The sequence below is a fragment of the Acinetobacter sp. P37 genome, assembly GCF_057480965.1.
Genome location: NZ_JBLIYY010000016.1, coordinates 14,069 through 37,067 on the forward strand (window position 1 = coordinate 14,069; position 22,999 = coordinate 37,067).

The 22,999-nt window shown below is 40.7% G+C and carries 24 protein-coding genes; 20 read left to right on the forward strand and 4 right to left on the reverse strand.

Annotated features, from left to right (window positions below):
- Nucleotides 1-13: 13 nt before the first annotated feature.
- Both filE and filF read left to right on the forward strand, forming a co-directional pair.
- A complete protein-coding gene (gene filE, locus AC25JC_RS13645; protein WP_180114623.1) occupies nucleotides 14-1,363 on the forward strand; it encodes a putative pilus assembly protein FilE in 1,350 nt (449 codons plus the stop codon).
- 22 nt (nucleotides 1,364-1,385) lie between these two features.
- Complete coding sequence (filF, locus tag AC25JC_RS13650; protein ID WP_486924241.1) at nucleotides 1,386-3,401, forward strand: putative pilus system protein FilF; 2,016 nt, start codon at nucleotides 1,386-1,388, stop codon at nucleotides 3,399-3,401.
- Between the two features lie 67 nt (nucleotides 3,402-3,468).
- On the opposite strand, the gene AC25JC_RS13655 is transcribed toward filF, so the two are convergent.
- Nucleotides 3,469-4,017: an NUDIX hydrolase gene (locus AC25JC_RS13655; protein ID WP_078192366.1), complete on the reverse strand. Its 549-nt coding sequence runs from the start codon at nucleotides 4,015-4,017 to the stop codon at nucleotides 3,469-3,471.
- A 126-nt stretch (nucleotides 4,018-4,143) separates the two neighbouring features.
- Here AC25JC_RS13655 and AC25JC_RS13660 point away from each other — a divergent pair, with 126 nt between their 5' ends.
- The 9 genes from AC25JC_RS13660 to AC25JC_RS13700 all read left to right on the forward strand — a co-directional run bounded on the left by AC25JC_RS13660 (nucleotide 4,144) and on the right by AC25JC_RS13700 (nucleotide 12,499).
- Nucleotides 4,144-4,752, forward strand: coding sequence for an NUDIX hydrolase (locus AC25JC_RS13660; protein ID WP_078191182.1), 609 nt, complete (start codon nucleotides 4,144-4,146; stop codon nucleotides 4,750-4,752).
- 35 nt (nucleotides 4,753-4,787) lie between these two features.
- Nucleotides 4,788-5,318 carry a gamma carbonic anhydrase family protein gene (locus AC25JC_RS13665; RefSeq protein ID WP_180034583.1) on the forward strand — a complete coding sequence of 177 codons (531 nt, stop codon included), beginning with the start codon at nucleotides 4,788-4,790 and terminating at the stop codon, nucleotides 5,316-5,318.
- A 162-nt stretch (nucleotides 5,319-5,480) separates the two neighbouring features.
- Nucleotides 5,481-6,146 carry a tRNA (adenosine(37)-N6)-threonylcarbamoyltransferase complex dimerization subunit type 1 TsaB gene (gene tsaB / locus AC25JC_RS13670; protein ID WP_180023100.1) on the forward strand — a complete coding sequence of 222 codons (666 nt, stop codon included), beginning with the start codon at nucleotides 5,481-5,483 and terminating at the stop codon, nucleotides 6,144-6,146.
- A gap of 12 nt (nucleotides 6,147-6,158) precedes the next feature.
- Complete coding sequence (locus AC25JC_RS13675) at nucleotides 6,159-6,983, forward strand: undecaprenyl-diphosphate phosphatase (protein WP_078191179.1); 825 nt, start codon at nucleotides 6,159-6,161, stop codon at nucleotides 6,981-6,983.
- Nucleotides 6,977-7,795 (forward strand): class I SAM-dependent methyltransferase, encoded by an 819-nt coding sequence (locus AC25JC_RS13680; protein ID WP_486924242.1) that lies wholly within the window; start codon nucleotides 6,977-6,979, stop codon nucleotides 7,793-7,795. Before AC25JC_RS13675 ends, AC25JC_RS13680 begins: the two co-directional genes overlap by 7 nt.
- Before the next feature lie 125 nt (nucleotides 7,796-7,920).
- Entirely contained in the window at nucleotides 7,921-9,312 is a 1,392-nt protein-coding gene (locus tag AC25JC_RS13685) for a C13 family peptidase (protein WP_180021433.1), read from the forward strand.
- Nucleotides 9,313-9,340: 28 nt separating this feature from the next.
- A complete protein-coding gene (gene fghA / locus AC25JC_RS13690) occupies nucleotides 9,341-10,186 on the forward strand; it encodes an S-formylglutathione hydrolase (protein ID WP_180133845.1) in 846 nt (281 codons plus the stop codon).
- 130 nt (nucleotides 10,187-10,316) lie between these two features.
- Nucleotides 10,317-11,423 carry a YjgN family protein gene (locus AC25JC_RS13695; protein WP_180133844.1) on the forward strand — a complete coding sequence of 369 codons (1,107 nt, stop codon included), beginning with the start codon at nucleotides 10,317-10,319 and terminating at the stop codon, nucleotides 11,421-11,423.
- A gap of 14 nt (nucleotides 11,424-11,437) precedes the next feature.
- Nucleotides 11,438-12,499, forward strand: coding sequence for a M48 family metallopeptidase (locus AC25JC_RS13700; protein WP_486924243.1), 1,062 nt, complete (start codon nucleotides 11,438-11,440; stop codon nucleotides 12,497-12,499).
- A 31-nt stretch (nucleotides 12,500-12,530) separates the two neighbouring features.
- Here the strand turns inward: AC25JC_RS13700 and AC25JC_RS13705 are convergent, their stop codons facing one another.
- Nucleotides 12,531-12,827 carry a DUF2218 domain-containing protein gene (locus tag AC25JC_RS13705; protein WP_180085898.1) on the reverse strand — a complete coding sequence of 99 codons (297 nt, stop codon included), beginning with the start codon at nucleotides 12,825-12,827 and terminating at the stop codon, nucleotides 12,531-12,533.
- Between the two features lie 603 nt (nucleotides 12,828-13,430).
- On the opposite strand from AC25JC_RS13705, the gene rpe reads away from it, so the two are divergent.
- The 7 genes from rpe (at nucleotide 13,431) to AC25JC_RS13740 (ending at nucleotide 19,736) form a co-directional block, all read left to right on the forward strand.
- On the forward strand, nucleotides 13,431-14,117 hold the full coding sequence (gene rpe, locus AC25JC_RS13710) for a ribulose-phosphate 3-epimerase (protein WP_078192356.1): 687 nt from the start codon (nucleotides 13,431-13,433) through the stop codon (nucleotides 14,115-14,117).
- A 614-nt stretch (nucleotides 14,118-14,731) separates the two neighbouring features.
- A complete protein-coding gene (locus AC25JC_RS13715; RefSeq protein ID WP_180130262.1) occupies nucleotides 14,732-15,247 on the forward strand; it encodes a hypothetical protein in 516 nt (171 codons plus the stop codon).
- A gap of 46 nt (nucleotides 15,248-15,293) precedes the next feature.
- Complete coding sequence (locus tag AC25JC_RS13720) at nucleotides 15,294-17,249, forward strand: multicopper oxidase domain-containing protein (RefSeq protein ID WP_180130264.1); 1,956 nt, start codon at nucleotides 15,294-15,296, stop codon at nucleotides 17,247-17,249.
- Nucleotides 17,236-18,228 carry a copper resistance protein B gene (locus AC25JC_RS13725; protein ID WP_486924244.1) on the forward strand — a complete coding sequence of 331 codons (993 nt, stop codon included), beginning with the start codon at nucleotides 17,236-17,238 and terminating at the stop codon, nucleotides 18,226-18,228. Before AC25JC_RS13720 ends, AC25JC_RS13725 begins: the two co-directional genes overlap by 14 nt.
- A 300-nt stretch (nucleotides 18,229-18,528) precedes the next feature.
- Nucleotides 18,529-18,846 (forward strand): DMT family transporter, encoded by a 318-nt coding sequence (locus AC25JC_RS13730; protein ID WP_078191168.1) that lies wholly within the window; start codon nucleotides 18,529-18,531, stop codon nucleotides 18,844-18,846.
- 55 nt (nucleotides 18,847-18,901) lie between these two features.
- Nucleotides 18,902-19,219 (forward strand): quaternary ammonium compound efflux SMR transporter SugE, encoded by a 318-nt coding sequence (gene sugE / locus AC25JC_RS13735; RefSeq protein ID WP_078191206.1) that lies wholly within the window; start codon nucleotides 18,902-18,904, stop codon nucleotides 19,217-19,219.
- Between the two features lie 37 nt (nucleotides 19,220-19,256).
- Nucleotides 19,257-19,736, forward strand: coding sequence for a methylated-DNA--[protein]-cysteine S-methyltransferase (locus tag AC25JC_RS13740; RefSeq protein WP_486924245.1), 480 nt, complete (start codon nucleotides 19,257-19,259; stop codon nucleotides 19,734-19,736).
- Here AC25JC_RS13740 and AC25JC_RS13745 read toward each other — a convergent pair.
- Complete coding sequence (locus tag AC25JC_RS13745) at nucleotides 19,722-20,801, reverse strand: restriction endonuclease (protein ID WP_486924246.1); 1,080 nt, start codon at nucleotides 20,799-20,801, stop codon at nucleotides 19,722-19,724. The genes AC25JC_RS13740 and AC25JC_RS13745 overlap by 15 nt on opposite strands.
- Nucleotides 20,802-20,885: 84 nt before the next feature.
- On the opposite strand from AC25JC_RS13745, the gene AC25JC_RS13750 reads away from it, so the two are divergent.
- Nucleotides 20,886-21,254, forward strand: a complete 369-nt coding sequence (locus AC25JC_RS13750; protein ID WP_486924247.1) for an SseB family protein — start codon at nucleotides 20,886-20,888, stop codon at nucleotides 21,252-21,254.
- 97 nt (nucleotides 21,255-21,351) lie between these two features.
- Here the strand turns inward: AC25JC_RS13750 and AC25JC_RS13755 are convergent, their stop codons facing one another.
- The gene (locus AC25JC_RS13755) at nucleotides 21,352-22,284 is read right to left on the reverse strand and encodes a tRNA dihydrouridine synthase (RefSeq protein ID WP_486924248.1); all 933 of its coding nucleotides are present in this window, start codon (nucleotides 22,282-22,284) and stop codon (nucleotides 21,352-21,354) included.
- 449 nt (nucleotides 22,285-22,733) lie between these two features.
- Between AC25JC_RS13755 and AC25JC_RS13760 the strand changes: the two genes are divergently transcribed.
- On the forward strand, nucleotides 22,734-22,943 hold the full coding sequence (locus tag AC25JC_RS13760; protein WP_067761877.1) for a cold-shock protein: 210 nt from the start codon (nucleotides 22,734-22,736) through the stop codon (nucleotides 22,941-22,943).
- The last annotated feature ends 56 nt before the right edge of the window (nucleotides 22,944-22,999 follow it).

The following is a 22,999-nucleotide window of genomic DNA, read 5'->3' on the forward strand; positions in this document are numbered from 1 at the left end:
ATAAGCAGACAGAATGAAAAGGATTTTATTCATAAAAACGTTACTTGCACTGTCTGTGGTGCAAGTGTCGTATACCAACGCTGGGGCGTTTCATACCATTATTGGGCCAGATGGGCGCCCAATGGTGGTACAAGTGCAAGAAAAACCAGCAAAGAAACCTAAAGAAAGTCCAACTGCTAAAACGATAGACTCTCAACCTGTACAACAAATTATTCAACCATCCGTAAGCATTAGTCCGTCTCAAACCAAGACACCGATGACACGTCAAACGAGTCCAACAGCACAGGCTGTTGGACCGGTGAATTCTCAACATTTAAGTATACGCGAGCCGGAAAAACGGGATGAAATTAAAGCTGTCACAGTAGATAAAATTAAAGACGTCTCAGGGGATAAAGTTCGCAAATCTGAAAAGTCAGCACAAGCTTCAGATATTTCAGCAAAAGTGGTACCTTCAACAGCATGGGCAGAAAAGTTACAGCAATCAGAGCTAACCCAACCTCGTGAAGCGTATCAGCCCAAAATTCTAGCTGAAAAAGATAAACCTGTCGTTGAGAAAAACATCCTTGCTGAGAAAGTAGTCAGTACTGATCAATCCGTACGATCTTCAGGTGAAAACTTAGAAAATAATCCTTCAAAACAATCGGCCAAGGCAAAACAAGAGCAAGGCTTTTCGACCCTGGCTGGTGAAAAGTATGTCAATAATGAATATCTTGAAGATAAAGAGTTTAACTTAGAAGGCAAAAAGCGCTTTTACACCATGCCCGAAGGCGTTATTGATAGCAAGATGGGGCAAACGCGGATGCAAACCATTGAACGTGAAAAAGGTGTCAGTCGCTCCGTCATTGATAATTTATTTAAACGTAATCAACCCGAAGATACAGGGCCGATCACTTTAGCCACATCGTATTATCGGGTCTCACAAGCTGACACCATTCAAGGTTTAGGTCAGCAATGTTTTTCGAATAAAAAAATGAAAAAAGCCAAAGAGCTCGACTTAGCTCAAGATATTAACTTATGGCCTCGAGCACCATTGTCGGACGAATTTGATTATGAAGTCGTAAAACTAAAATCACCATTACAAAATATTCGTATACATTCATTTGCATCCAAAGTACAAAATCCTACATTTTATTGGCCATTTGCGGTATTTTTAGACAAAAATGGATGTGTCATGGAAGGCGCAGGTGGATTCAAAAATAACCAAGGTGAAGCGGATCATCTTTACCATGAAAAAATTGAAGGCGTGATTCAAGTGCCTAAAGGTAGCCAGTATTTATTCTTAACGCCTTTAGCAACAGCAATTGACGTCGATGGCCGCGTATTAACCAATCAAGGCCAACTTAAATTAACAGCAATCCGTTAAGGACATAAGAAAGAGAATTAGGATGAAAAATAAAATTTTATTACCGTTTACTTTAACGGCATTGGTTGCAGCGCTCAGTGGCTGTGGCGGTGAAAGTGCAAATGTGAATCCTGAAATTTATGATACCAGTACAACCAATGGTACCTGTAAAAGTAATACTGAAGGCTGTGTTGAGTTCGTTTTAGATTATCCAATTGAAGGTCTGAATTTTAATTGTTCGAGCGACGTTAAAAATACCTACATAACTTTATTTGATCTAAAAGAAGGTGTTTCGACAGGTGCTTGTAAGATTGGCGATACGGTAACTTTCTTTGTCCAAGGTGAAAAATCACGTCGAATTGATTTGGGTAAAGTAGATTTGAAGCAAATTTCCAATGTAGCCAGTGGTACGACACCTCCACGCTTGACCTTATTGGATTTGGCAGCTGGCATCGCGGGTAAACCTGCTGCAACGATTTCAAATACCGACGCAACGGTTAAAGTGGCCATGCGTTTAGCTAAAATTATTCAAGCCTTGGCTTTGAAAAATAACAGCGCAGTTACAGCTACAGATATCCAAGCGGTTTATATCAACAATGCAGATAAAGTATTGATTGATCAAATCACTCGAAATGTCGCGACAGCAGATTTTAGTATCAGTTCAGATACGGAATTTAATGACCTGTTTACACCTTGGCTAGACCTGTCCGAAGTCAGCAATGAAAATGCATTTACCTTAGTTTCAAAACTCATGAATATCTCAACGGCTGCGGTATATCAGCCTGAGTTTGCGTTATTTTCAACTGATGGCGTGATTACCAATGCCAGTGGTTCAAATGGACTGGTCGGCTGTGACAAAAATGAATGTTTGCCGACCGATAGTTCAAAAGTCAATTTATTTGGTCATTTCATGTTAATGACGGACCGCCAAGGTATGACTTTTGGTAGTGGTTTACAGTGGAAGGGCAAAGTTGATCAACAGTTGAGTACCATTGGTGGTGTGAATGTCTTGCTCTTGACACAGGTACGACCAACACGTTTAACAGCAACGCCACAGGACAATTGGATTGATCCGCTTACCAAGCAAATTGATAAACCTGGCATTCTGGGTTTCCGTTTTGATGCAGAAGAAGCCAACTCTGGTCCTTTGATTATTAAACAAGGGACGCTACTTGCCGACAAAATGGTGGTCGGTACAGGTGGAAGTTTATATAAAACGTTAACGGCTAAAAAAGATGATTACGTTCTGACGGCCGATGATAAGAAAAAATTAGGTCTTTGGGAGCAAAATATTAACCAAGTGCAATTTAAAGGCACGATGGATTTATACAAGCTTTATCCGCTGTCGTATTTAGACAAAAAAGTCTTTAAGTCTGTTGAAAATGTTGCTGCTGGACAAAATTATATCTTCCCCTTGTATGCAGATTTAACCTTTAAATTTACCGATACTTCGATTAAAACAGTGAAATTGGGTGTGGTGATTGACCGTAATGGTGATATTCGCACAAATATAAAATCTGGCGTGCCAGACGATGTATTTACTCGTCAAGATAGCCAAATTGTCGATTTGTCTACACACGCGACGGAAGGCTGTAGCGGAAAAGATGTGCTCGATCCACTGCTAATGAAAGATGAAAAAGGTGTACAGCAATACCGTATTGGAACGACAACACGGACATTTACGCCTGAAGGAAATATCAATCCAAATACCATTTCGATTCGTATGATTTTAGCTGACCCATATTTCCATACGCTTGATGGCGCGCTGATTGGAATGAACTCAAGTGTGAAAACTTCAGCGGATACATCAATGGTTGTAGGCGGTGCCTTAGTGCAGTTACACAATATGATTAATGCCAATGCAGGCACACGTCCCTCTGGCGTTGCTTTGACAGATTCGGATAATAAAGTGGTGAAGTGGGGGAATAGTTTGGCCAGCTTTAGTTATATTTATAGCTTAAAGAATCCAAATGATACTGCTGCGGCTCAAACGGCGAAGTTAAGCGGTGGTGATATTTCTTTAGAATTGGCCCCGTGTTACACCATCAAGGCTAAATAATCTTCAAATATGAGTAAAATAAAATAGCCCATCCGTGATGGGCTTTTTTATTTAAGAGATCTGCAAACTAACCTGTGTGATCGAGTCGCGTACCGAGAGTTTCGAGATGCATTTCAAACTGACCTGTTTTGCGGTCAGCAAAATAATGCCGCAGCGTTCTTTCCACACTAGGAAAGGCTAAATCATCCCAAGGAATATCTTCTTCGCTAAATAATCGTGATTCAATGGTTTCATCACCCGCACCAAACTCTCCATTGATTAGTTCAGATTTGAACAAGGCATAAATTTGCCCAATACGGGGAATGTTATACATGCAATACAGTTGCTCAATATTGACTTCTGCTTCGGCTTCTTCGCGAGTTTCACGCGCTGCTCCTTGCTCCATCGTCTCATAGAGTTCCATATAGCCAGCGGGTAATGTCCACAGCCCATAGCGTGGCTCAATCGCTCGACGGCAAAGTAAAACTTGATTGTCCCAAACGGCTAAAGCACCACAAATGACTTTAGGATTCACATAATGAATAAACCCACATGCGGTACAAATACGGCGTATCTGATGATCTCCAAGCGGGATCGCTTCTTTTGTTTTTTGTCCGCAGTTTGAGCAAAAGTTCATATTCATCGTCATGGATTGTGTGAACCGTCAGAATAACTTAAAAATAAAACTTTGGCATCATTTCTAACCAGCTTGGCCGAAATTCAGCTATGATGAAAATAAGATAATTATAAGGATGTAATGTGGATGGATGAGGGTTTATTGACTCAGCGATTGCAGCAAAGTTTACGTTTTTCTAAGCGTATTCAACCTGCGCATGCCGCTGTATTGATTGCGATTACCCAAGAAGATAATCCACGTATTTTATTGACCCGCCGCTCACTCTATATGAATAATCATGCAGGTGAAGTGTCCTTTCCCGGTGGCAAACGTGATGCCCAAGACACCAGTAATATCGTGGTGGCTTTAAGAGAAGCTCAAGAAGAAACCGCTCTAAATCCATTTGATGTGCAGCTTTTGGGTGATTTACCGATGCAAAAAGCACGGAATGGGATGTTGGTTAAACCGATCGTGGGGTTGATCCCGCCTGACGTAAATTTGATACCTCAACCCACTGAAATTGACCGTATTTTTTTTGCATCATTAAGACAGCTTTTAGAAACTCCACCAACGCCGTATGAAGTTCGTTTTGCCCAGCAATCACTATATTTCCCCAGTTTAAGAGTTGAAAATGAAATCGTTTGGGGTTTGACTGCACGGATGCTGATTTCCTTATTTCAATATGGTCTGAATTATCAAAAAGAATGGCCTTTTTTATTAAACTCTCCTTCATTTCATTTGGGCCGTGAGCCATAAATCATTTTTAGAAAGTCAAAATAGGATGTTTGATCATGTTGTACAAATTTCAAGGATATAGCCCGAAAGCCACGCATCAACCTTGGGATGGTTGGGTTGCAGAAAATGCAACGGTCATTGGCCAAGTTGAATTAGGCCGAGAAGTGAGTGTCTGGTTCGGAGCCGTCATCCGAGGGGACAATAGTCGTATCAAACTGGGTGATTTTACCAATGTACAAGAAAATGCGGTGCTGCATACCGATGCGGGCATTGAAATGATCATTGGTGATTATGTCACGATTGGGCATCAAGCCATGCTACACGGATGTACCGTAGGTGATAATAGTCTGATCGGAATCAATGCCGTGGTTCTAAATCATGCTGTGATTGGTAAAAATTGCATCATTGGTGCAAATGCTTTAATTCCAGAAGGGAAGGTGATTCCTGATAACTCTGTTGTGATGGGTTCACCGGGTAAAGTCGTCAAGACTTTAGATGAACAAGCGGAAGTACGTCTAAAAATGAGTGCCATGCACTATGCCGCTCATTTTAAACATTTTACTCAACTCGAAGTCGCTGAACTTTAGAACGCTATATATGGCAAGCAAAAAAGCCTCGACGTTTGTCGAGGCTTTTTTATAGATTAAATACAGAAAGCGCTGAGTCTGAGGTGGAACATCTCGCGAACTGCGATGGAGTGGAGTATCATATTCAACGTTTTTTAAGATTAAATTTAATTAAGGTTGCGCATGAAATTACTGGCATTGGAAACTGCCAATGAGCAGTGTTCCGTCTCGATTGTAGATGAAACTCAAGAGCTTTATTTTCAACTCGATTTACGGGCAAAAGCGCAGACACAAACCATTCTCCCAATGATTGAGCAAGGGCTTAATCAAACTGCTATTGAGTTAGCGGATTTAAATGCAATTGCATTTAGTCGTGGGCCTGGCTCATTTAGTGGTGTTCGTATTAATGCAGCGGTAACACAGGCTTTGGCATGGGCCAATGACGTACCTGTTGTTCCAGTCTCGACTTTGCAAGCTTTGGCTCAAGCGGCGCATCGTCTACATGGTTTGACTGAAGTAACAGCAGTCCTTGATGCTCGCATGCAAGAAGTGTATATCGCAAGCTATCAACTCGATGCCAATGGCATTATGCAGGCTGTAGATGAAGAACAACTATTAAGCTACGCTGATGCCACACCACAGATCAAATTTACTGTCGTGGGTTCTGGTAGTGAGCTCATTCAATCAGAACAAACACAATACAAAGACTTAAGTGCAACAGCACAAGATATTGCTACTATTGCCCGCGAAGCGGCGCAAAGAAAAGCATGGGTGAGTGCTGAACTTGCATTGCCCGTATATTTACGAGATAACGCCTGGAAGAAAATTTCAGAACAAGGCAAGCCATAATTAGGGTTATATATGGATCTTCTACTGCTGCTCAAAGCGGCAATCATGGGTATTGTTGAAGGTATTACCGAATTTTTACCGATTTCAAGTACAGGGCATTTAATTCTGGCTTCAGAATTAATGAACTTTTGGACCAAAGAAAAAAGTGATGTTTTCGTGATCGCAATTCAAATGGGTGCGATTGCGGCGGTGATTTATGAATACTGGGGCCGCCTGTGGGGCGCAGCAACCGGTATGGTGACTGGTGAAGAAAAAGGTCGCCGTTTAGGTTTTGGCTTAATTCTCGCTTCGATTCCAATCGTGTTGATTGGTTTGACGTTTGGTCAGACGGTGAAAGAACTGCTGTTCAATAACATTGCGATTGCTATGGGGTTGATTATCGGTGGTTTGATCATTATTTGGATCGAAAAAAATCCACCGCAGGTGCGTGCCAAAGAAGTAGAAGATTTAACCATTAAAGATGCGATTTGGATTGGTTTAATTCAAGTTTTATCTTTAATTCCAGGGACTTCACGTTCAGGTGCAACCATTATTGGTGCTATGTTCTTGGGTGTTTCCCGTAAAGCAGCCACTGAGTTTTCATTCTTTTTGGGTATTCCTGTTATTGTCGGTGCAGGTTTACTGGATTTATATCAAAGCTATGATGTATTTCAAGGCACTCAAGATTGGACTGTGATCGCCGTTGGTTTAATCGTTTCATTTGTCTCTGCATTGATTTTAATTCGTGCGCTTGTCGCTTATGTGGCAAAACGTGATTTTATGATTTTTGCGTGGTATCGAATTGTTTCAGGTTTATTGATTTTATTGTTCGCATTTACAGGCTGGAAATTATGGTAAGCGAAATCCGCTTATACACAGAACAAGAGTTTCATGAGAAAGCACAGCAGTATTCTGCTGTGCTTTCTTCACGTGGCGTATCTGTAAATATTGAATTAATTGAAAAATTAAACGCGCGTTTTTTACGTTTAAACCCTGAACTCAGTTTGTGTGTCGATGCAGATGGTTTGTGGTTAGCGGCCAATGGCATGAAGATGCAACCCGATTGGAAAGCAGAAGTGGGGCGTTTAAAGCGAGCATCTTTAAAGTCTGAGATGATTGCACGTGCGTGTAATTTGGCTGAAAAGCCACAGCTTGTGGATGCAACCGCAGGGCTAGGGCACGATAGTTTATTGATGGCACATCTGGGTGCGCATGTGACCCTTGTGGAACGTCATCCAATTTTATTTACCCTATTGGAAGACTCACATCAACGCGCGCAGAAAGATGCATTTTTAAGTTCGGTTGTGGCACGAATTGAATTGGTCTTTTCAGATTCGGCAGACTTTTTGAAACATTTTTCGACGACCAATCAAATCTTTGATGTGGTTTATCTCGATCCGATGTTTCCACAGCGAGATCAAAACCAGCAAGCCGTCAAAAAGCAAGCTCAGGTCAAAAAACAAATGCAATTATTGCATTTGCTGTTACCTGAAGATGGTGAGATGGATTTAGGTGATAATTTACTGGATTTAGCACAAAAAATTGCTAAACGTGTCGTGGTTAAACGTCCACGATTGGCGGTTTTTTTAGCGAATCAAGAGCCGCAACATCAGTGGCAAGGTGATGCTTGTCGCTTTGATGCATATTTCCAACATGATCTTGTGACTTAAAATGATATTTGCTTCAATATTGTTCAAAGATTTGTTATATAGTTAAAAAATAGCATTGCTAAAAACGACATCAGGCATAAAATTATTTGTGCAATTAAGCGAGCCAAGGCCACCATTAGAACTCTATGATTGATTTCAAACCCTCCATCAATTTTTGGCATGATTTTAAAAGCAACCAAACTGCGGGGATGTGGTTATTTTTTGGGTCTCGTCGTTCTTTACAAATCGTTCGTCCATCGATTTTACAATTGGTGTTTTGGGGGATTTTAGGTGGTTGTGCTAACAGTTTATTTAGTTGGCTGAGCACGGGGCGTATTGGTGAATTTAACGCTCAAGGTCTTATAAGTTATGCATTGTGGCCATTTATTGCTTTAATTGTGGGGATTTTCCTATCACAACGTGTAAATAATCCACGGTTAATGTTGGTCCCTGCATTGCTTTGGTTGGTGCTTGATACGCACATCATGTTGTTTCAATGTTTGATTCAATATTTGGGAGATCTCGATTTTCTCCCATACTTTCTGTATGACTACATTCCAACGTTATTCATTATTCTATTTGTTTGGCAAAGTTTGGCTGTCGTTTGGGTGTTTTCACGTGAGCTGAAATGGCCATGGTGGGAGCGTGCACTGATTATGGGTGCGACGCTATTTACTTTGGTCGTGTGGCAAGTCTCAGTCAAAGATCAGCCGATTTGGAAAGTAGAAGAAGTTCCTCCAAGCTTTGCTGAAGATGCATTTTATGCACAAAGCCGTTTACTCAATAAATCCTTGGATGCAGTGGAATATGGTGAATTTGCCCAATCCCATTGGTACTTCTTAGGGGTGGCAGGTGCGAGTTATCAAGATGTCTTTAAACTGGAAATTGAACGGATTAAAGAACAGTTTGATACACGTTTTGGCACCTATGGGCGTTCGGTTGAGCTGATCAATAACCCTGCAACGCGCACTGAAATTCCGCTGGCATCTAAAACCAGTATGGAGTTGGCGCTGCGTCGTATTGGTCAACAGATGAACCGAGAAAGTGACGTCTTATTTTTATATATGACCTCACATGGTTTACCGAATGTCTTTGAAATGGAAAATGCACCTTTGGATTTGGCGCAAGTCGATCCTAAATGGTTAAAAGAAGCCTTGGATGCATCCGGAATTCGTTGGCGTGTGATTGTCATTTCTTCATGTTATTCAGGAAGTTTTATTCCAGCACTACAAAATGATAATACTTTAATCATTACTGCATCGGCAGCTGATCGACAGTCTTTTGGCTGTTCGAATGAAGCTGAATACACCTATTTTGGTCGTGCGTTCTTTGATCAGGCGATGCGTGAGCAGACCAGTATTCAAGCGGCATTTAATGAAACCAAAGCGACTGTAGCGAAATGGGAAGCCGCGCAAGGTTTCGAACCTTCTGAACCGCAGTGGTCGATGGGGAAAAACATGGCATTAATGTTGCCTCAATTAGAACAACGATTGTTCCCGCCGACAACTACTGCACCGGCTACGACGGTTACGCCTTAAAAGATTAAAAAAGTTTAGGATAAAGATCATGGAATTAGTACAACGAAATACTTGTTTTGCGGGTGAGCAGCGCATTTATCAATTGGATTCTTTAAGTCTAAAGACCGCGACAAAGTTTGGTATTTTTTTGCCAGAAGCAGCCTTACAAGGCCAAGCGTGTCCTGCATTGTTTTATTTGGCGGGATTAACCTGTACTGAAGAAACCTTTGCCATTAAAGCGCATGCTCAGCGTTTAGCTGCCCAGCTTGGCCTGATTTTAATCAGCCCTGATACTTCTCCACGTGGGGAACAGGTAGCGCAAGGCGATCATTGGGATATTGGGCAGGGTGCGGGCTTTTATATTAATGCAACGGAACAACCTTGGGCCGAGCATTATCAAATGGAACGTTTTATCACTGAAGAATTGTATTCGCTGGTACAGGCTGAATTTCCGGTACAAAAAGGTGCGATTGGCATATTCGGACATAGTATGGGCGGTCATGGTGCATTAACTTTAGCGTTGAAGCATCCGGACCTGTTTAAATCGGTTTCTGCTTTTGCACCGATTTGTGCGCCGAGTCAGTGTCCATGGGGTGAAAAAGCCTTTAGTCAATATCTAGGTTCAGATCGTCAGCAGTGGCTTCAGCATGATGCAACAGCTTTAGTGCAAACAAAAGGGGCTTTGTTTAAAGCCATTTTGATTGACCAAGGCATTGATGATCAATTTTATAGCCAGTTAAATCCGGCGTTGTTTCAGCAAGCGTGTGAGCAAGTTGGACAGCCACTCGAACTGCGTGAACATGCAGGCTATGATCATGGTTATTATTTTATTCAAAGTTTTATGGATGATCATTTGCAATTTCACGCTGTCCAATTGCAAACAGTAGTTCATTAATTCTAAAGCCAGTGGTTAAAAGTGTTGAGGCATAGCTTGCTTTGATACACGTATAAATAAAGCATGGTGATAAGCATTGCCATGCAAATGAATAAATTCGACATACCAAAAAAAATAATTTAGGGTACTTATGCAAAATTCACAAATGGAAACGCCGCTTCCGCCAGAGCTGCCCGTGATGAATCCACCGAGTCTATTTGGTGAGACAGAACAGGCTAATGTTTTGGGACGAAATTATCATTTTAAGTTTAAAGGTAATGCATCTGAATATTTCGGTATTTGGATCGTGAATATCTTACTGACAATTGTCACGCTTGGACTTTATGCGCCTTGGGCAAAGGTCCGCCGTTTACGTTATTTTTACGGTAATACTTGGGTGTTTCAGCGTCGTTTTGATTTTACTGGTTTGCCTACAAAAATTTTAGTTGGACGAATCATTGCATTAGTGGTCTATGGTGGTTTCTCTTTTGCTATAAAGTATTCTTGGGAAGCTTTCTTAGCGGGATTTGTCCTGATTTTCTTTGCGGTTCCTTGGCTTATTCGATCTACGATTCGTTTCCGTGCTCGCAACAGTAAATTTAGTAATAGCCGATTCTTTTTTTCAGGGACAAATAAAAGCGCGTATTGGTGTTTTGTCAAATGTCTTGCGGTGGTTGTCTTTACCCTTGGTTTGTTTACACCAGTTGCGATCTGGCTATATAAACGTGAATGTCTGAATCATTTGTATCTGGGGCAGTTGAAATTTAATCTGAATAATACTTGGGGCGATTATATGCGTGCCATGTATGTGCCTTTATTTCTGTTTATGGGCTTTGGTGCATTGCTGGCGGTGATCTTTGCGATATTGTTTGGTAGTTCAGATGGTTTAAATGACGCATCTTATGTCTTCATTATTTTTGGTATGTATTTGATTGGCTACATGTTTATTTGGCCACTCACAGCTGCACGTATTTTTATTACCACATGGAATAACACCACGTTGAGCCGCAGTCAGTTTCATACGGACTGTAATCAATGGCGCTATGCATGGATTGTCTTGAGCAATTGGTTGGCTAAAGTGGTTAGCCTCGGTTTACTGACACCATGGGCAGTTGTACGACTATATAAATATCAGACTGAATCTTTACACTTAATGTTGGTCGATGATCCTGACCAATTACAAAATCAAATGCAGCAAGATCACAATGCGATTGCTGAAGAATTATCCGATATTTTTGACCTAGATATTTCCTTATAACGCAGGTGAATTACATGAAAACATCAGTAGTGAATGCAACCTATTATGATGGGAAAGTGTCAAAACCCTTTGTTGCTCAAATCAGTGCAGATGGGGAGCATGCTGTGATTGTGCGTTATGGTCAAGACCTAGAACTAACACAGCATTACACCTATCAAGATATGACGCTGATCGGTGCTTTGGGTGATATTCAGCCAGTGATTGAGTTAAAGGACGATGCTCGTTTAGAGTTTCATCAACCTTTGCCAGAGTGGTTCAATCTCGACGTAAAGTCACGTTGGCATTCGATTTGGAAATTAGAGCGTTCGCCCTCCTTAATCATTTTTAGTGTGATTTTCGTGGTGGCTTTTGCTTTTCTATTGATTAAATGGGGCATTCCTGCGGCATCACATGTGGTGGCCAATCAACTGCCTGAGACAGCGTTAAAGAGTTGGGGGGATCAGGCGGAAAAATATATTATCGATATGACTGAACCCACAAAATTGCCACAAGCACGTCAAGACAAGTTGAAGCAAGAATATCAACAATTGGTGGCTGAAAATCGTCCTGCGAAGTTGTTATTCCGCGGTGGTGGCAGCATCGGTGCAAATGCATTGGCGATACCCAATAACACCATTATCGTGACAGATGAGTTGGTTAAACTAGCGAAAAATGATTATGAGCTCATAGGTGTGCTGGCACATGAGCAGGGGCATTTAGTCCAACGCCATAGTTTGCAGCAAAGTTTGTCAGGTTTAGGCATCAGTATTATTTTGTTGATGATTACGGGGGATGGCTCTGACATTCTTACCAGTTTACCGGTTGCTGCGGTGGGTGCGAGTTACTCACGAGACTTTGAATCTGAAGCAGATTTATATGCCTTAAAACAACTTTCAAAACATCAAATTCCAACGGCACATTTTGCAAACTTCTTACAACGTATGGAAGATGAAGCTGATGGTGAAACAGCAAAAGAGAAAGGTGCAGAGGATGAAACTGCAAAAGATCAGAGATCTTGGACAGACTTCTTTGAGTCACATCCAGCGACGAAAGCCCGTATTGATGCAGTTAGAAATTATCAATCACATCAGCATTGAGTGAAAGGCTTTGACAATATGGCGACGTAGACTACGGTTCGCGTTGCCATGTTGCACTGAGTTCTTCTTGTCCCATGCGGATCAAATGATCTAATACCACATGTTCCAATTGATCTAGATTTGTACTTGGATCTTGGGCTGAAATCACCACATCTAAAAATGCAGCTTGTGGTAAAAGACTGACCTCTGCAGAGGGCAGTTGAATCTTGAATGCAGTATTTTCTCCAATGAGCTGTTCATTGACTTCAAATTTATGTTTCCAATGATTGACTAAGCGTTTAGCAACACGTGCTGCTTGGGCGGTGGTGATGTGTGTTGAGCTTTTCATAGTTGCAATTTTATTGTTAAGTCGTCAGTCCTTTAACTTAGCAAAGTACATAGATGCCCGTTAAGTCTAAAAATGCAACGCTGTGTTTCTATCCCTGAGATCTTTATCCATATTAATCACTGATGTTACGCAAGCAAGAAATAATTTTGCATTTTTTAAAATGATATTTAAGTCAATTCGACGGAGTCTTACATCTAGGACTTAAATAAAGGGATTAGCCTTCGGCTGGAGGTACTCTTACGAAACGATGTTTCTCATTAGGCAAAATGAGAAGCGAAGCTTCGCAAGGAAACCATCTTGCGGAGCAATGCTCCTCACCGCAAAACTCGCTCTCTAGCGTCTATTTATTTAAAGTATTGCAAAAAAATTTGATGAGAAGTCGTGCTATCTCAAACAATTGCGGATGACGTTACCGCGTATCGTTTTTTATTTGAATCAAATTTCGCTTCTGATATTACTGCGTAACATCAGTTCATCCTAGGTTTTTTTATTATAGAGATATCAATCATCAGTATCGAAAAAACGACTGAGGGCGTGGGCAGCGAATAGGGGGACAATTTGCTATAATGCGTCAATCACTCCCTTTTCAAAGCTAGGTTTTTCATGTCCAAGCCATTCTTAATCGCACCTTCAATTTTGTCAGCAGACTTTGCGCGCTTAGGTGAAGAAGTTGAAAACGTTCTAGAAGCAGGTGCAGATGTTGTTCATTTCGATGTCATGGATAATCATTATGTACCGAACTTAACTTTTGGTGCGGGCGTTTGTAAGGCATTGAAAAAATACGGCATTAAGGCGCCAATTGATGTGCATCTAATGGTTTCACCGGTAGACCGTATGATTGGTGATTTCTTGGAAGCTGGCGCAGATATCATCACTTTCCACCCAGAAGCGACTGACCATATTGACCGCTCTTTACAGTTAATCAAATCTGGTGGTGCGCAAGCGGGCTTGGTATTTAACCCTGCGACACCTCTGCATTATTTAGACTATGTTTTAGATAAAGTTGACCAAGTCTTGTTGATGAGTGTGAACCCTGGTTTTGGCGGTCAAAAGTTCATTCCAATGACTTTGGAAAAGCTGCGTCAAGCACGAAAAATTATTGATGCTTCAGGTCGTGATATTCGCTTAGAAGTGGATGGTGGTGTTACTCCAGCCAATATTCGTGACATTGCTGAAGCCGGTGCAGACATGTTTGTTGCAGGTTCAGCGATTTTTGGTAAGCCTGATTATAAAGCTGTGATTGATGACATGCGTTCAGAGTTGGCAAAAGTGCATGCTCAAGAGGCTTAAGCCTTTGGGTATAAGTTATTTCTTGATTGTGGATAACTATATGGATAACCGTATGGATATCTGTGTAGATAACTATATGGATAACTTGGATAAATTATAAACGATTGTGCATCAATAGTTTAATAATTAGACGTATTAAGTATAAAAAGGACTCAATTGAGTCCTTTTTTTATGGGGTAAAGTGTTTGAAATGCTGTATGTTTATTAATCTGTGGTAAATAATTAATCAGTTTAAAAAATAACTTTTATGTTTTAACAGGACGTTATGCGCTGATTTTTATGACAGCGCAATAAATTTAAAACTGTTGTGAATAACTGCACAATTAATTATGCTGTTAGCAACAATTGAGATAAGCTGCGACTGGCAAAACACATCATCGATCGCACTAGATAGTGCTTTTAGATATTTCTGAATGTATCGTTCATGATGGATAAATCGGTCGAGCTGCATGTCATGTTGATACAAATGTCATGTGATTGCATTTGAATCGTAAATAATATCTTCATGGTGTTTCATGTGGATTTCGGCTGAGCCGATCGCGTGATGTTTCTAAAGATGTGTTAATAGGGATATATTGTCACAGTGCATCATTGGGTTGAATTAGGAAACTAAATTGTTCAATTTTTTGCGTAAGCATCTTGGCTTTGCTTGGCTCATGGCGTTTGTCATGGGGTGGAGCAGTGTGGTCAGTGCACAGCAAAATTTTCAACATCAACAAATGATGACTGCGAATGCCCATCAGGCATCAGTTCATGCAGCACATACTGATCCTTCACATTTAAATATAGCAAATTGCCATCAAAATCAGCGGCAAGCTGTTCCAGAGCATGCAGCACATCATGGCAAGCAGACGACACCTGAAGTCATTTCAATGATGGACTGTCATCAATCTTTAGATTCGCCATCTGCACTGCAAGATGGTCAGGTGCATCATTCAACAACACAAAGTACAGACTGTCAGGACTGTACACTCGCACATTGCCAAATCAGTACCTCTTATGTCGATAGCGCCTTGGTCGCATTGCAGACCTTCCATGTGTATCAGTATGCAGAACCTCCTCGTTTCATTTTTGCTGGACAGCATTTAAAAGGCTTTTGGCAAGAAATTCTAAGACCTCCGCAAGCTTAACCTGAGTATTAAATACGTTTTTTCGTTATTTTATAAAGGTTAAGTCATGTCTAATTTATCTAAATCATGCCTCGTGCTCGGGGTGTGTCTGCTGTCTCCAACGTGGGCGTTTGCAGCCATTAAAGAATATCATCTGAATATTGATGAAAAGACCATCAATTTGACTGGTAAAGCGGTCAAGAAAATCAGCGTCAATGGTCAGTTTCCAGCGCCTTTACTGGAGTTTGAAGAAGGCGATGATGCGGTCATCCATGTACATAATCAGCTCAAAAAACAAAATACCTCGGTGCATTGGCATGGTCTATTACTGCCCGGTTTAATGGATGGTGTACCCGGTTTTAATGGTTTCAATGAAATTCAGCCCGACGGTAGCTTTACTTACAAATTTAAAGTCCGTCAAAGCGGAACCTATTGGTATCACGCGCATTCCAAAGGCCAAGAACAAGACGGATTGTATGGCGCTTTGGTAATTTATCCGAAAGGTAAACAAGCACTTGCCGCACATGAACAGACTCAACGTGATTATGTGGTCATGTTGTCGGATTTTCATGAATCATCTAGCGCTCAGATTATGGCAAATCTGAAAAAGTCTGCCGAATACTATCAAAATCAGCGTGAAACAGTTTCAGATGTATGGACGCAAATTCAACGAACAGGTTTAAAAAACACTTGGCAAGATCGTTCGATGTGGAATCAGATGCGAATGCTGAAAACGGATTTGTCTGATGTCACGGGTTATACGTTTTTAGTGAATGGCAAAACACCACAGCAGAACTGGACGGGGATGTTTAAGCCCAATGAAAAAGTCAGACTTCGTTTTGTAAATGCTGCGGCCATGTCGTTTTTTGATGTGCGCATTCCTCAGCTCAAAATGACGGTGGTCAGTGCAGACGGCCAAGCGGTCAAGCCGGTCAATGTCGATGAATTCCGAATTGGTGCTGCGGAAACCTATGATGTGATCGTAGAGCCTAAATCTGCGCACTATCAGATAGAGGCTGAGTCGATTGATCGGACAGGATTTGCGATAGGCACTTTACATGATGAAACGCAGCCTCAGCACTCAGGCATTCACATGCCAAAAGCTCGGCCACGCGCTTTGCTGACCATGGAAGATATGGGCCATGGTTCAATGTCGGGTATGGACCATAGCAACATGGGACATATGGCTACAGGTTCAACCCAAACTTCAGCAAGCCAACAAGCGAATGCTCATGAGCACAGCGCGCATACTGTCAATCCATCAAATATTCAGCCGAAACAAGTTCATGATCATGCAGCTATGGGACATGACATGGAGCATTCTCCAGTGACTGCACATACTACTATGCAACATCCAGAGATGCATAAACAGAACATGTCTGATTCAGCGCATGCCAATATGGATCATAGCGTGATGGATCATTCATCCATGAAACATGATATGCATACAGCGATGGAACATGCACAGTCTAAAGAGGAGAAGCAGGCAGTTGAAAATTCAGCAACGGTTATGGGTTGGGCCAATGCTTCAACACCTGTTGGTAATAAGGCACTGCAATATAGTGATCTAAAAGCGTTAACGCCACAGCCTGATACACGTGAACCGACGCAAGATTTAGTCATTCATTTGGGTGGAACGATGGAACGCTATATGTGGACCATGAATGGCAAAAAATTTAGCGAAGCTGAACCACTAAAAGTGAAATATGGTGAGCGAATCCGACTGAAATTTGTCAATGACAGCATGATGGCGCATCCGATGCATTTACATGGCATGTTTATGCAATTGGAAAATGGGCAAGTGTCTTCTGAAATGCCAAATAAACATACGGTGATTGTGCCGCCGGGGAAAACAGTGACGGCTCTGTTAACGGCCAATGAATTAGGGGAATGGGCGATTCATTGTCACTTGCTGTATCACATGTCCGCAGGGATGATGAATAAACTTGTGGTCGCAAATGTCGCGGAGAATACGAAAACAGCATCTGTGCCGAAAAAGGAGGTGTCTCATGCGCATCATTAAATCATGCACATATACAGTACTGAGTTTAGGTTTGGCATCGGTCACTCAAATGACCATGGCGCAAGATGCATATCACAGCATGCCGATGTCAGCTCAACATGAGTCGCATTCCTCACATGATTCGTTGTATCAAGTGATGCAAACAAGGATCGAATCGAACAAGATGGAGCATACTGCAGAACATGCAGAACATGCAGAACATGCAGAACATGCAGAACATGCAGAACATGCAGAACATGCAGAACATGCAGAACATGTAGAACATGCAAAAGCATCATCTATTGCGTCACGTGCTGATTCTGCGCAGCATCCCATTGATCATAAGCGTGAACATGGTGGACAGATTTATCAAGCGACTGAGATGGACAATCGATGGCTCAATAATGCCGATGGCCAAGGAAGTTTAAAGACCGAAATTGAGAGTCGAATCGGGACCGATGAAAATAAGCTCTTCATCAAACTACATGCCGATAAAGCAGAATCTCAAGACGCTGATTATGCGGCTCAATTGATGTATAGCCGTATGATCTCCGACTTTTGGGATGCGCAAATTGGTGCGCGTTATCGGGTCGATGAACATCAAGTGACGGACAAAGAACAGTTAGATGTTGTGGTGGGTTTGCATGGTCTGGCACCGTATTTCTTTGAAACCGATGCTTATTTATATCTTGGTGCAGATAAACAGGTCAGTTTTTCTTTAGAAACCGAACGTGATTTGCTGCTGACGCAAAAATTGATTTTAAAACCATATTTGAACCTAGATGTGGTGCTGAGTGATGACTCTGCTTATGCACAAAAAACAGGACTCAGTTCTGTATGGCTAGGGCTAGAAACACGCTATGAAATCAATAAAAAGCTGATGCCCTTTATCGATGTTGCTTACAGCTACGAAAAAGGAAATCAGCATACGGCATGGCAAGCTGAAACTGGAAGTGAAAAACACTGGTGGTATGGCGCAGGCCTTCGTCTGAAGTTCTAATCGGCCAATAGACCAAATAAAGAGGGCATCATCAACTGGTTTTGGTGGTGCCTTTTTTATCTCTGAATCTGTCCTGTGAAAAGATATGCCATGTTTTGGCGCAATTCATCTGCACAAGTTTTTTCCTTAACTGAATAACGCCCTGAATTTGGTCAAAAAATGTAAAGACTGCACTAAAATTCAGCATATTTGCTATACTGAGACAATATTCGGAGGAACGACCTCCCTTACATCTTTGTTCAAAGCCAGTAAGAAAAATCGTCAGGACGACCTGACTCTACTAATATGGAGGAAGGCATCATGGCCTGGGTTGTTCTAGTATTCGCTGGTATTTTTGAAATCGTTTGGGCCTATTCGATGAAGCTCTCAGAAGGCTTTACAAAACTTGGCCCAAGTTTAGTCACTTTATTTTTTATGATCCTGAGCTTTGGTTTATTGGCCTATGCCATGAAAACGTTGCCTCTAGGAACGGCTTATACCATTTGGACAGGAATCGGCGCGATTGGCTCTTTCCTCGTGGGTATTTTTATACTCGGTGAGCCTGCAACTGCCATGCGGATGTTAGCCGCAGTACTGATCATTTCTGGTCTAATCTTGATGAAATTATCTTCAAGTTAATATGTTCTAAAGCACAGCGGTCATTGACCCCTGTGCTTTTTTTATGGGTAAAAATATGGCTTGGGTTTTATTAATTGTAGCGGGATTGCTTGAGGTAGTCTGGGCATATTGTATGAAAGTCTCTGAAGGCTTTAGCAAACTGACGCCAAGTATTTTGACCATTGTTTTCATGATCGCAAGTTTTGCTTTATTGTCTTATGCAATGAAATCCTTACCGCTGGGTACAGCCTATACAGTGTGGACAGGCATTGGTGCAGTGGGTTCATTTATCCTCGGCATCGTTGTATTGGGTGAGCCTGCCAATGCCATGCGTATGCTAGCTGCGGTCCTGATTATTTCAGGACTAGTCTTGATGAAATTATCGTCCTCCTGAATAATGAAGTGCTGCGATTTTGAGCTTGGAGTATCTCATGCAACTTTCTTATCAGTTTTTAAATTCGCCGGTTGGACAATTAAAACTTGTTGCACATGAAACCGCATTGGTGGCTGTTCTTTGGGAAAATGAAAATCCAAATCGTGTGCGATTGGCGGCTTTGGTTGAAGATCTGCAACACCCGATTTTGCTCAAAACCGCACAGCAATTAAATGAATATTTTGCGGGTAAAAGACAGCAATTTGACTTGCCGCTAGACTTTGAAGGTACCGCATTTCAGCAACAAGTTTGGCAAGCTTTATTGACGATTCCTTTTGGAGAAACTCGCAGCTATAAACAAATTGCAGAGCAGATCGGCAATGTCAAAGCCGTACGTGCTGTCGGTGCAGCCAATAGTAAAAATCCAATTTCAATTATTGCACCCTGTCATCGTGTCGTGGGGGCAAATGGAAAATTAGTGGGTTTTGCGGGCGGTCTAGAAAATAAAGATATTCTATTGAAATTAGAAAAAATTTGATTTAGGTAATGTCTCTTGCTGTATTTTACTAAAATGAAACTCGGCTAACTTTAATTCTGTTAACCGAATTTTTAATGTTTCTTGCGAAACATCAAAGAAATTTGCTATTGGAAGACATATTTTTTTGTAATTAATAAGGTTGCAGGGTTGATTATCGATATAAAGTAATGAAAAACCTCTATTTTTAACTTTATGTCTCTCTAATAAATTTAAAAAAATATGTGTCAAAGTTTTTTCAGGCAATAAAAGGCAGCTAGCAAAATAGTTTGCTTGATATTCTATTCGATCTAAATTTAAAGGTAATTCATGCTTAACTTCTAAAGAAATATCTAATTCTTCCAAAATTCTATGAATTTCTAACTCTCCATATGTATTTTTATATTTGTTATATAAATTTTCAGCTAATACCGAAATTTGTTTTTTTGATAGGTAAGGAACATTTTTTTTAACTAATTTATTGTTTTTTAGTGTTTTAAATTTTAAAGGTTCTAATTTTAGGAGATCATAGATAAATTCTTTAGGGTAAAAAGTGAATCTAGTAGGTGATTGAATAAAGATGTTTCCATATTGCCAACTATTATATTTTTCGTTTGTTAAAGCTGATTCGATTACTTGTTGTAAATCTTTGGATCTTTGTTTTTGACGATTTAAAATTATCTCTGGTTCTGAAGTTGTTTGTACTACTCTCCATAGAGTAATTCCTCTATTTTTAGCAAATGTTAATCCGCCTGATTGAAATCCAACGGTAGTTATACATATTGGACTAATTTTTTGATAACGTATTTGATCAACCTTTGAGGCAAATTCTTCAATATCATCTACAGGAACTTTATGATTGTAATTCTTGCATTCAATAACAAATATTAAAAAAGGATCTGATTGGTTTGGTAGAAATATTTCCAAAACAAGATCGAAATAAATGTTTTTCTCTCTATCTTTGGAATAGAAAGGTTTTTGCTTAGTTAAACGGCATTGTGTAACAGGAAAATGAAAGTAACCTTGCTTAATTAAGGAATTAAAATATTCATATGCAAAATGTTCGTACACATGACCTTTATTAGCCATTTTTCTATAATTTCAATAAGTTTGATAAATTGATTATAATTCAACTGAAAAAATTATGATCAATTAAAATTAAAAGAGATATATATGCAAGATTCCCTCCAACATCTTTATGAATCGACTTTAGATCATCCTGAGCAATATCAAGACTTTTATCAGCAACTTTTAGCCAGCCAAGTATATTGTTTGGGTGAGCGTGATGCTGAGCAGCATCTGCATTTTCAATTGATGGAAACGGAGCTGGGCGAGCAAGCCATTCCATTTTTTCTGAGTCTTGCGATGCTTCAACAGGATGTTGGCGCAGAAGCAGAATTTGTCATGATCAGTGCTGAAAAATTATTTGCCATTACCAAAGGTGCAAGCTTGGTGATGAATCCGACTTCGGAATATCCGAAAGAGTTTTTGGCAGATGAGATAGAAGCAATTTTAGAGTTTGCCAAACAACAAAGCCTTTGAACATTGTAGGTGTATTCAAATGCTTTGCGGCTACGCTTAGATATGTGAATCATGATTTTTTATTTTCGTTTTCGCATTGGGCGATATGTTTTAAAACTTACATACCGGCTTTGAGTTTTTCCACGATTTCATCGAGTGGTTTGACACGTTTTACTTCATCCCAAAGGACTTTGGCTTCTGGATAGTGCTTAGACATCATGCCGAGCCATTGTTTATAACGACCGACCATATTCATTTCTTTTTTATACGAGCCATTTAAGAAACGAATTTGTAATCCAAGTAGTTCATGCCATGTAATCAGCGGTTCATCGGTATTACGACGGATACACTGTGTAATGTCAGGAGTGGTCACCGCAGCACGACCAATCATTAGGTCTTCACAGCCAGATTCGAGTTGGCACTGTTTAGCATCGGCATTGTTCCAAATTTCACCGTTGGCAATCACATTGATTTTCAATGCTTTACGAATCGGTTGCAACTGATCCCAAAAGGCAGGCGGGGTATAACCATCGGCTTTGGTTCGCGCATGGACTGTAACCCATGCAGCTCCGGCATCTTCGATGGCATGCGCATTTTCCATAGTGAAGTTACGGTCCATATAGCCCAAACGCATTTTTGCCGATACAGGAATATGACTCGGAACGGCGTCACGCACAGCTTTGACTAGCTCATACACCACTTCAGGTTCATCTAGCAGAACTGAACCGCCACGGTGGCGGTTGACGGTTTTTGCAGGGCAACCAAAGTTCATATCAATCGCAGGGGCACCAAGTTCTACGGCGCGTACAGCATTTGCCGCGAGCATAGTGGGATTGTTACCTAAGAACTGCACATGAACCGGTGTTCCTGCTGCAGTTTTGCCTTCATTGTTTAGTTCAGGACAGTAGCTATGATAAATATGATCGGGCAGGACAGAGTCTGTGACACGGATAAACTCGGTTACACACCAGTCAAAACTCCCCACATGCGTCAACACATCTCGCATAATTGGATCAGTTAAGCCTTCCATCGGCGCAAGAACAAGTTTCACGGTCACACAGCCAAAAATTGAAAAACGGAGTTATACGTGGTTTTGAAAGGGATGTCTAGGTTTTGTGCTTATGGTGACGCGGAATACGAAATGACAAGATTTTATGTAACTATTTGGTGAAATTAGGACCAAAGTCGTAAAGTATTGACTGACATAAAACTTTAACAATAAAATGAGTAAATACATATGGATAGTAATAATAAGAAGATGGCTTTTACTGTTGTTTTTTAATGGAATCAACAACATATACTGTGCTTGAATCTTTTAAGATTTCATGTATGATGGCTGCAACTAGAAAAAAAGTATTGTTTCGTAAATTTTCTTTAAGTATCGCAGTGTTAGTCATAATCCTTCGTTTTTTACAGAAATGAAGTTCAATTCTTTATTATTTTCCAAGTTATAGTCAGTCATCATCCAATGGCTAAATCAACAAATTAATAGGTATTATTATGTCTAATACAGTTACTGGTACAGTTAAATGGTTCAACGAAACTAAAGGTTTCGGTTTTATTGCACAAGACAACGGTCCTGACGTTTTTGCTCACTTCAGCGAAATCACTGGTTCTGGCTTCAAAACTTTGCAAGAAGGCCAAAAAGTTTCTTTCAGCATCGCTCAAGGTCAAAAAGGCCCCAATGCTGTAAACATCGTTGCTCTATAATTTAGACGTAATGAAAAAAAAGCGCTGTATAGCGCTTTTTTTATGCCTGTTGTTTT

Coding starts and splice junctions, on each gene's coding strand:
- filE (WP_180114623.1), top strand. CDS start 14: ATGAAAAGGATTTTATTCATAAAAACGTTACTTGCACTGTCTGTGGTG.
- filF (WP_486924241.1), top strand. CDS start 1,386: ATGAAAAATAAAATTTTATTACCGTTTACTTTAACGGCATTGGTTGCA.
- AC25JC_RS13655 (WP_078192366.1), bottom strand. CDS start 4,017: ATGAACTTTTGCTCAAACTGCGGACAAAAAACAAAAGAAGCGATCCCG.
- AC25JC_RS13660 (WP_078191182.1), top strand. CDS start 4,144: ATGGATGAGGGTTTATTGACTCAGCGATTGCAGCAAAGTTTACGTTTT.
- AC25JC_RS13665 (WP_180034583.1), top strand. CDS start 4,788: ATGTTGTACAAATTTCAAGGATATAGCCCGAAAGCCACGCATCAACCT.
- tsaB (WP_180023100.1), top strand. CDS start 5,481: ATGAAATTACTGGCATTGGAAACTGCCAATGAGCAGTGTTCCGTCTCG.
- AC25JC_RS13675 (WP_078191179.1), top strand. CDS start 6,159: ATGGATCTTCTACTGCTGCTCAAAGCGGCAATCATGGGTATTGTTGAA.
- AC25JC_RS13680 (WP_486924242.1), top strand. CDS start 6,977: ATGGTAAGCGAAATCCGCTTATACACAGAACAAGAGTTTCATGAGAAA.
- AC25JC_RS13685 (WP_180021433.1), top strand. CDS start 7,921: ATGATTGATTTCAAACCCTCCATCAATTTTTGGCATGATTTTAAAAGC.
- fghA (WP_180133845.1), top strand. CDS start 9,341: ATGGAATTAGTACAACGAAATACTTGTTTTGCGGGTGAGCAGCGCATT.
- AC25JC_RS13695 (WP_180133844.1), top strand. CDS start 10,317: ATGCAAAATTCACAAATGGAAACGCCGCTTCCGCCAGAGCTGCCCGTG.
- AC25JC_RS13700 (WP_486924243.1), top strand. CDS start 11,438: ATGAAAACATCAGTAGTGAATGCAACCTATTATGATGGGAAAGTGTCA.
- AC25JC_RS13705 (WP_180085898.1), bottom strand. CDS start 12,827: ATGAAAAGCTCAACACACATCACCACCGCCCAAGCAGCACGTGTTGCT.
- rpe (WP_078192356.1), top strand. CDS start 13,431: ATGTCCAAGCCATTCTTAATCGCACCTTCAATTTTGTCAGCAGACTTT.
- AC25JC_RS13720 (WP_180130264.1), top strand. CDS start 15,294: ATGTCTAATTTATCTAAATCATGCCTCGTGCTCGGGGTGTGTCTGCTG.
- AC25JC_RS13725 (WP_486924244.1), top strand. CDS start 17,236: ATGCGCATCATTAAATCATGCACATATACAGTACTGAGTTTAGGTTTG.
- AC25JC_RS13730 (WP_078191168.1), top strand. CDS start 18,529: ATGGCCTGGGTTGTTCTAGTATTCGCTGGTATTTTTGAAATCGTTTGG.
- sugE (WP_078191206.1), top strand. CDS start 18,902: ATGGCTTGGGTTTTATTAATTGTAGCGGGATTGCTTGAGGTAGTCTGG.
- AC25JC_RS13740 (WP_486924245.1), top strand. CDS start 19,257: ATGCAACTTTCTTATCAGTTTTTAAATTCGCCGGTTGGACAATTAAAA.
- AC25JC_RS13745 (WP_486924246.1), bottom strand. CDS start 20,801: ATGGCTAATAAAGGTCATGTGTACGAACATTTTGCATATGAATATTTT.
- AC25JC_RS13750 (WP_486924247.1), top strand. CDS start 20,886: ATGCAAGATTCCCTCCAACATCTTTATGAATCGACTTTAGATCATCCT.
- AC25JC_RS13760 (WP_067761877.1), top strand. CDS start 22,734: ATGTCTAATACAGTTACTGGTACAGTTAAATGGTTCAACGAAACTAAA.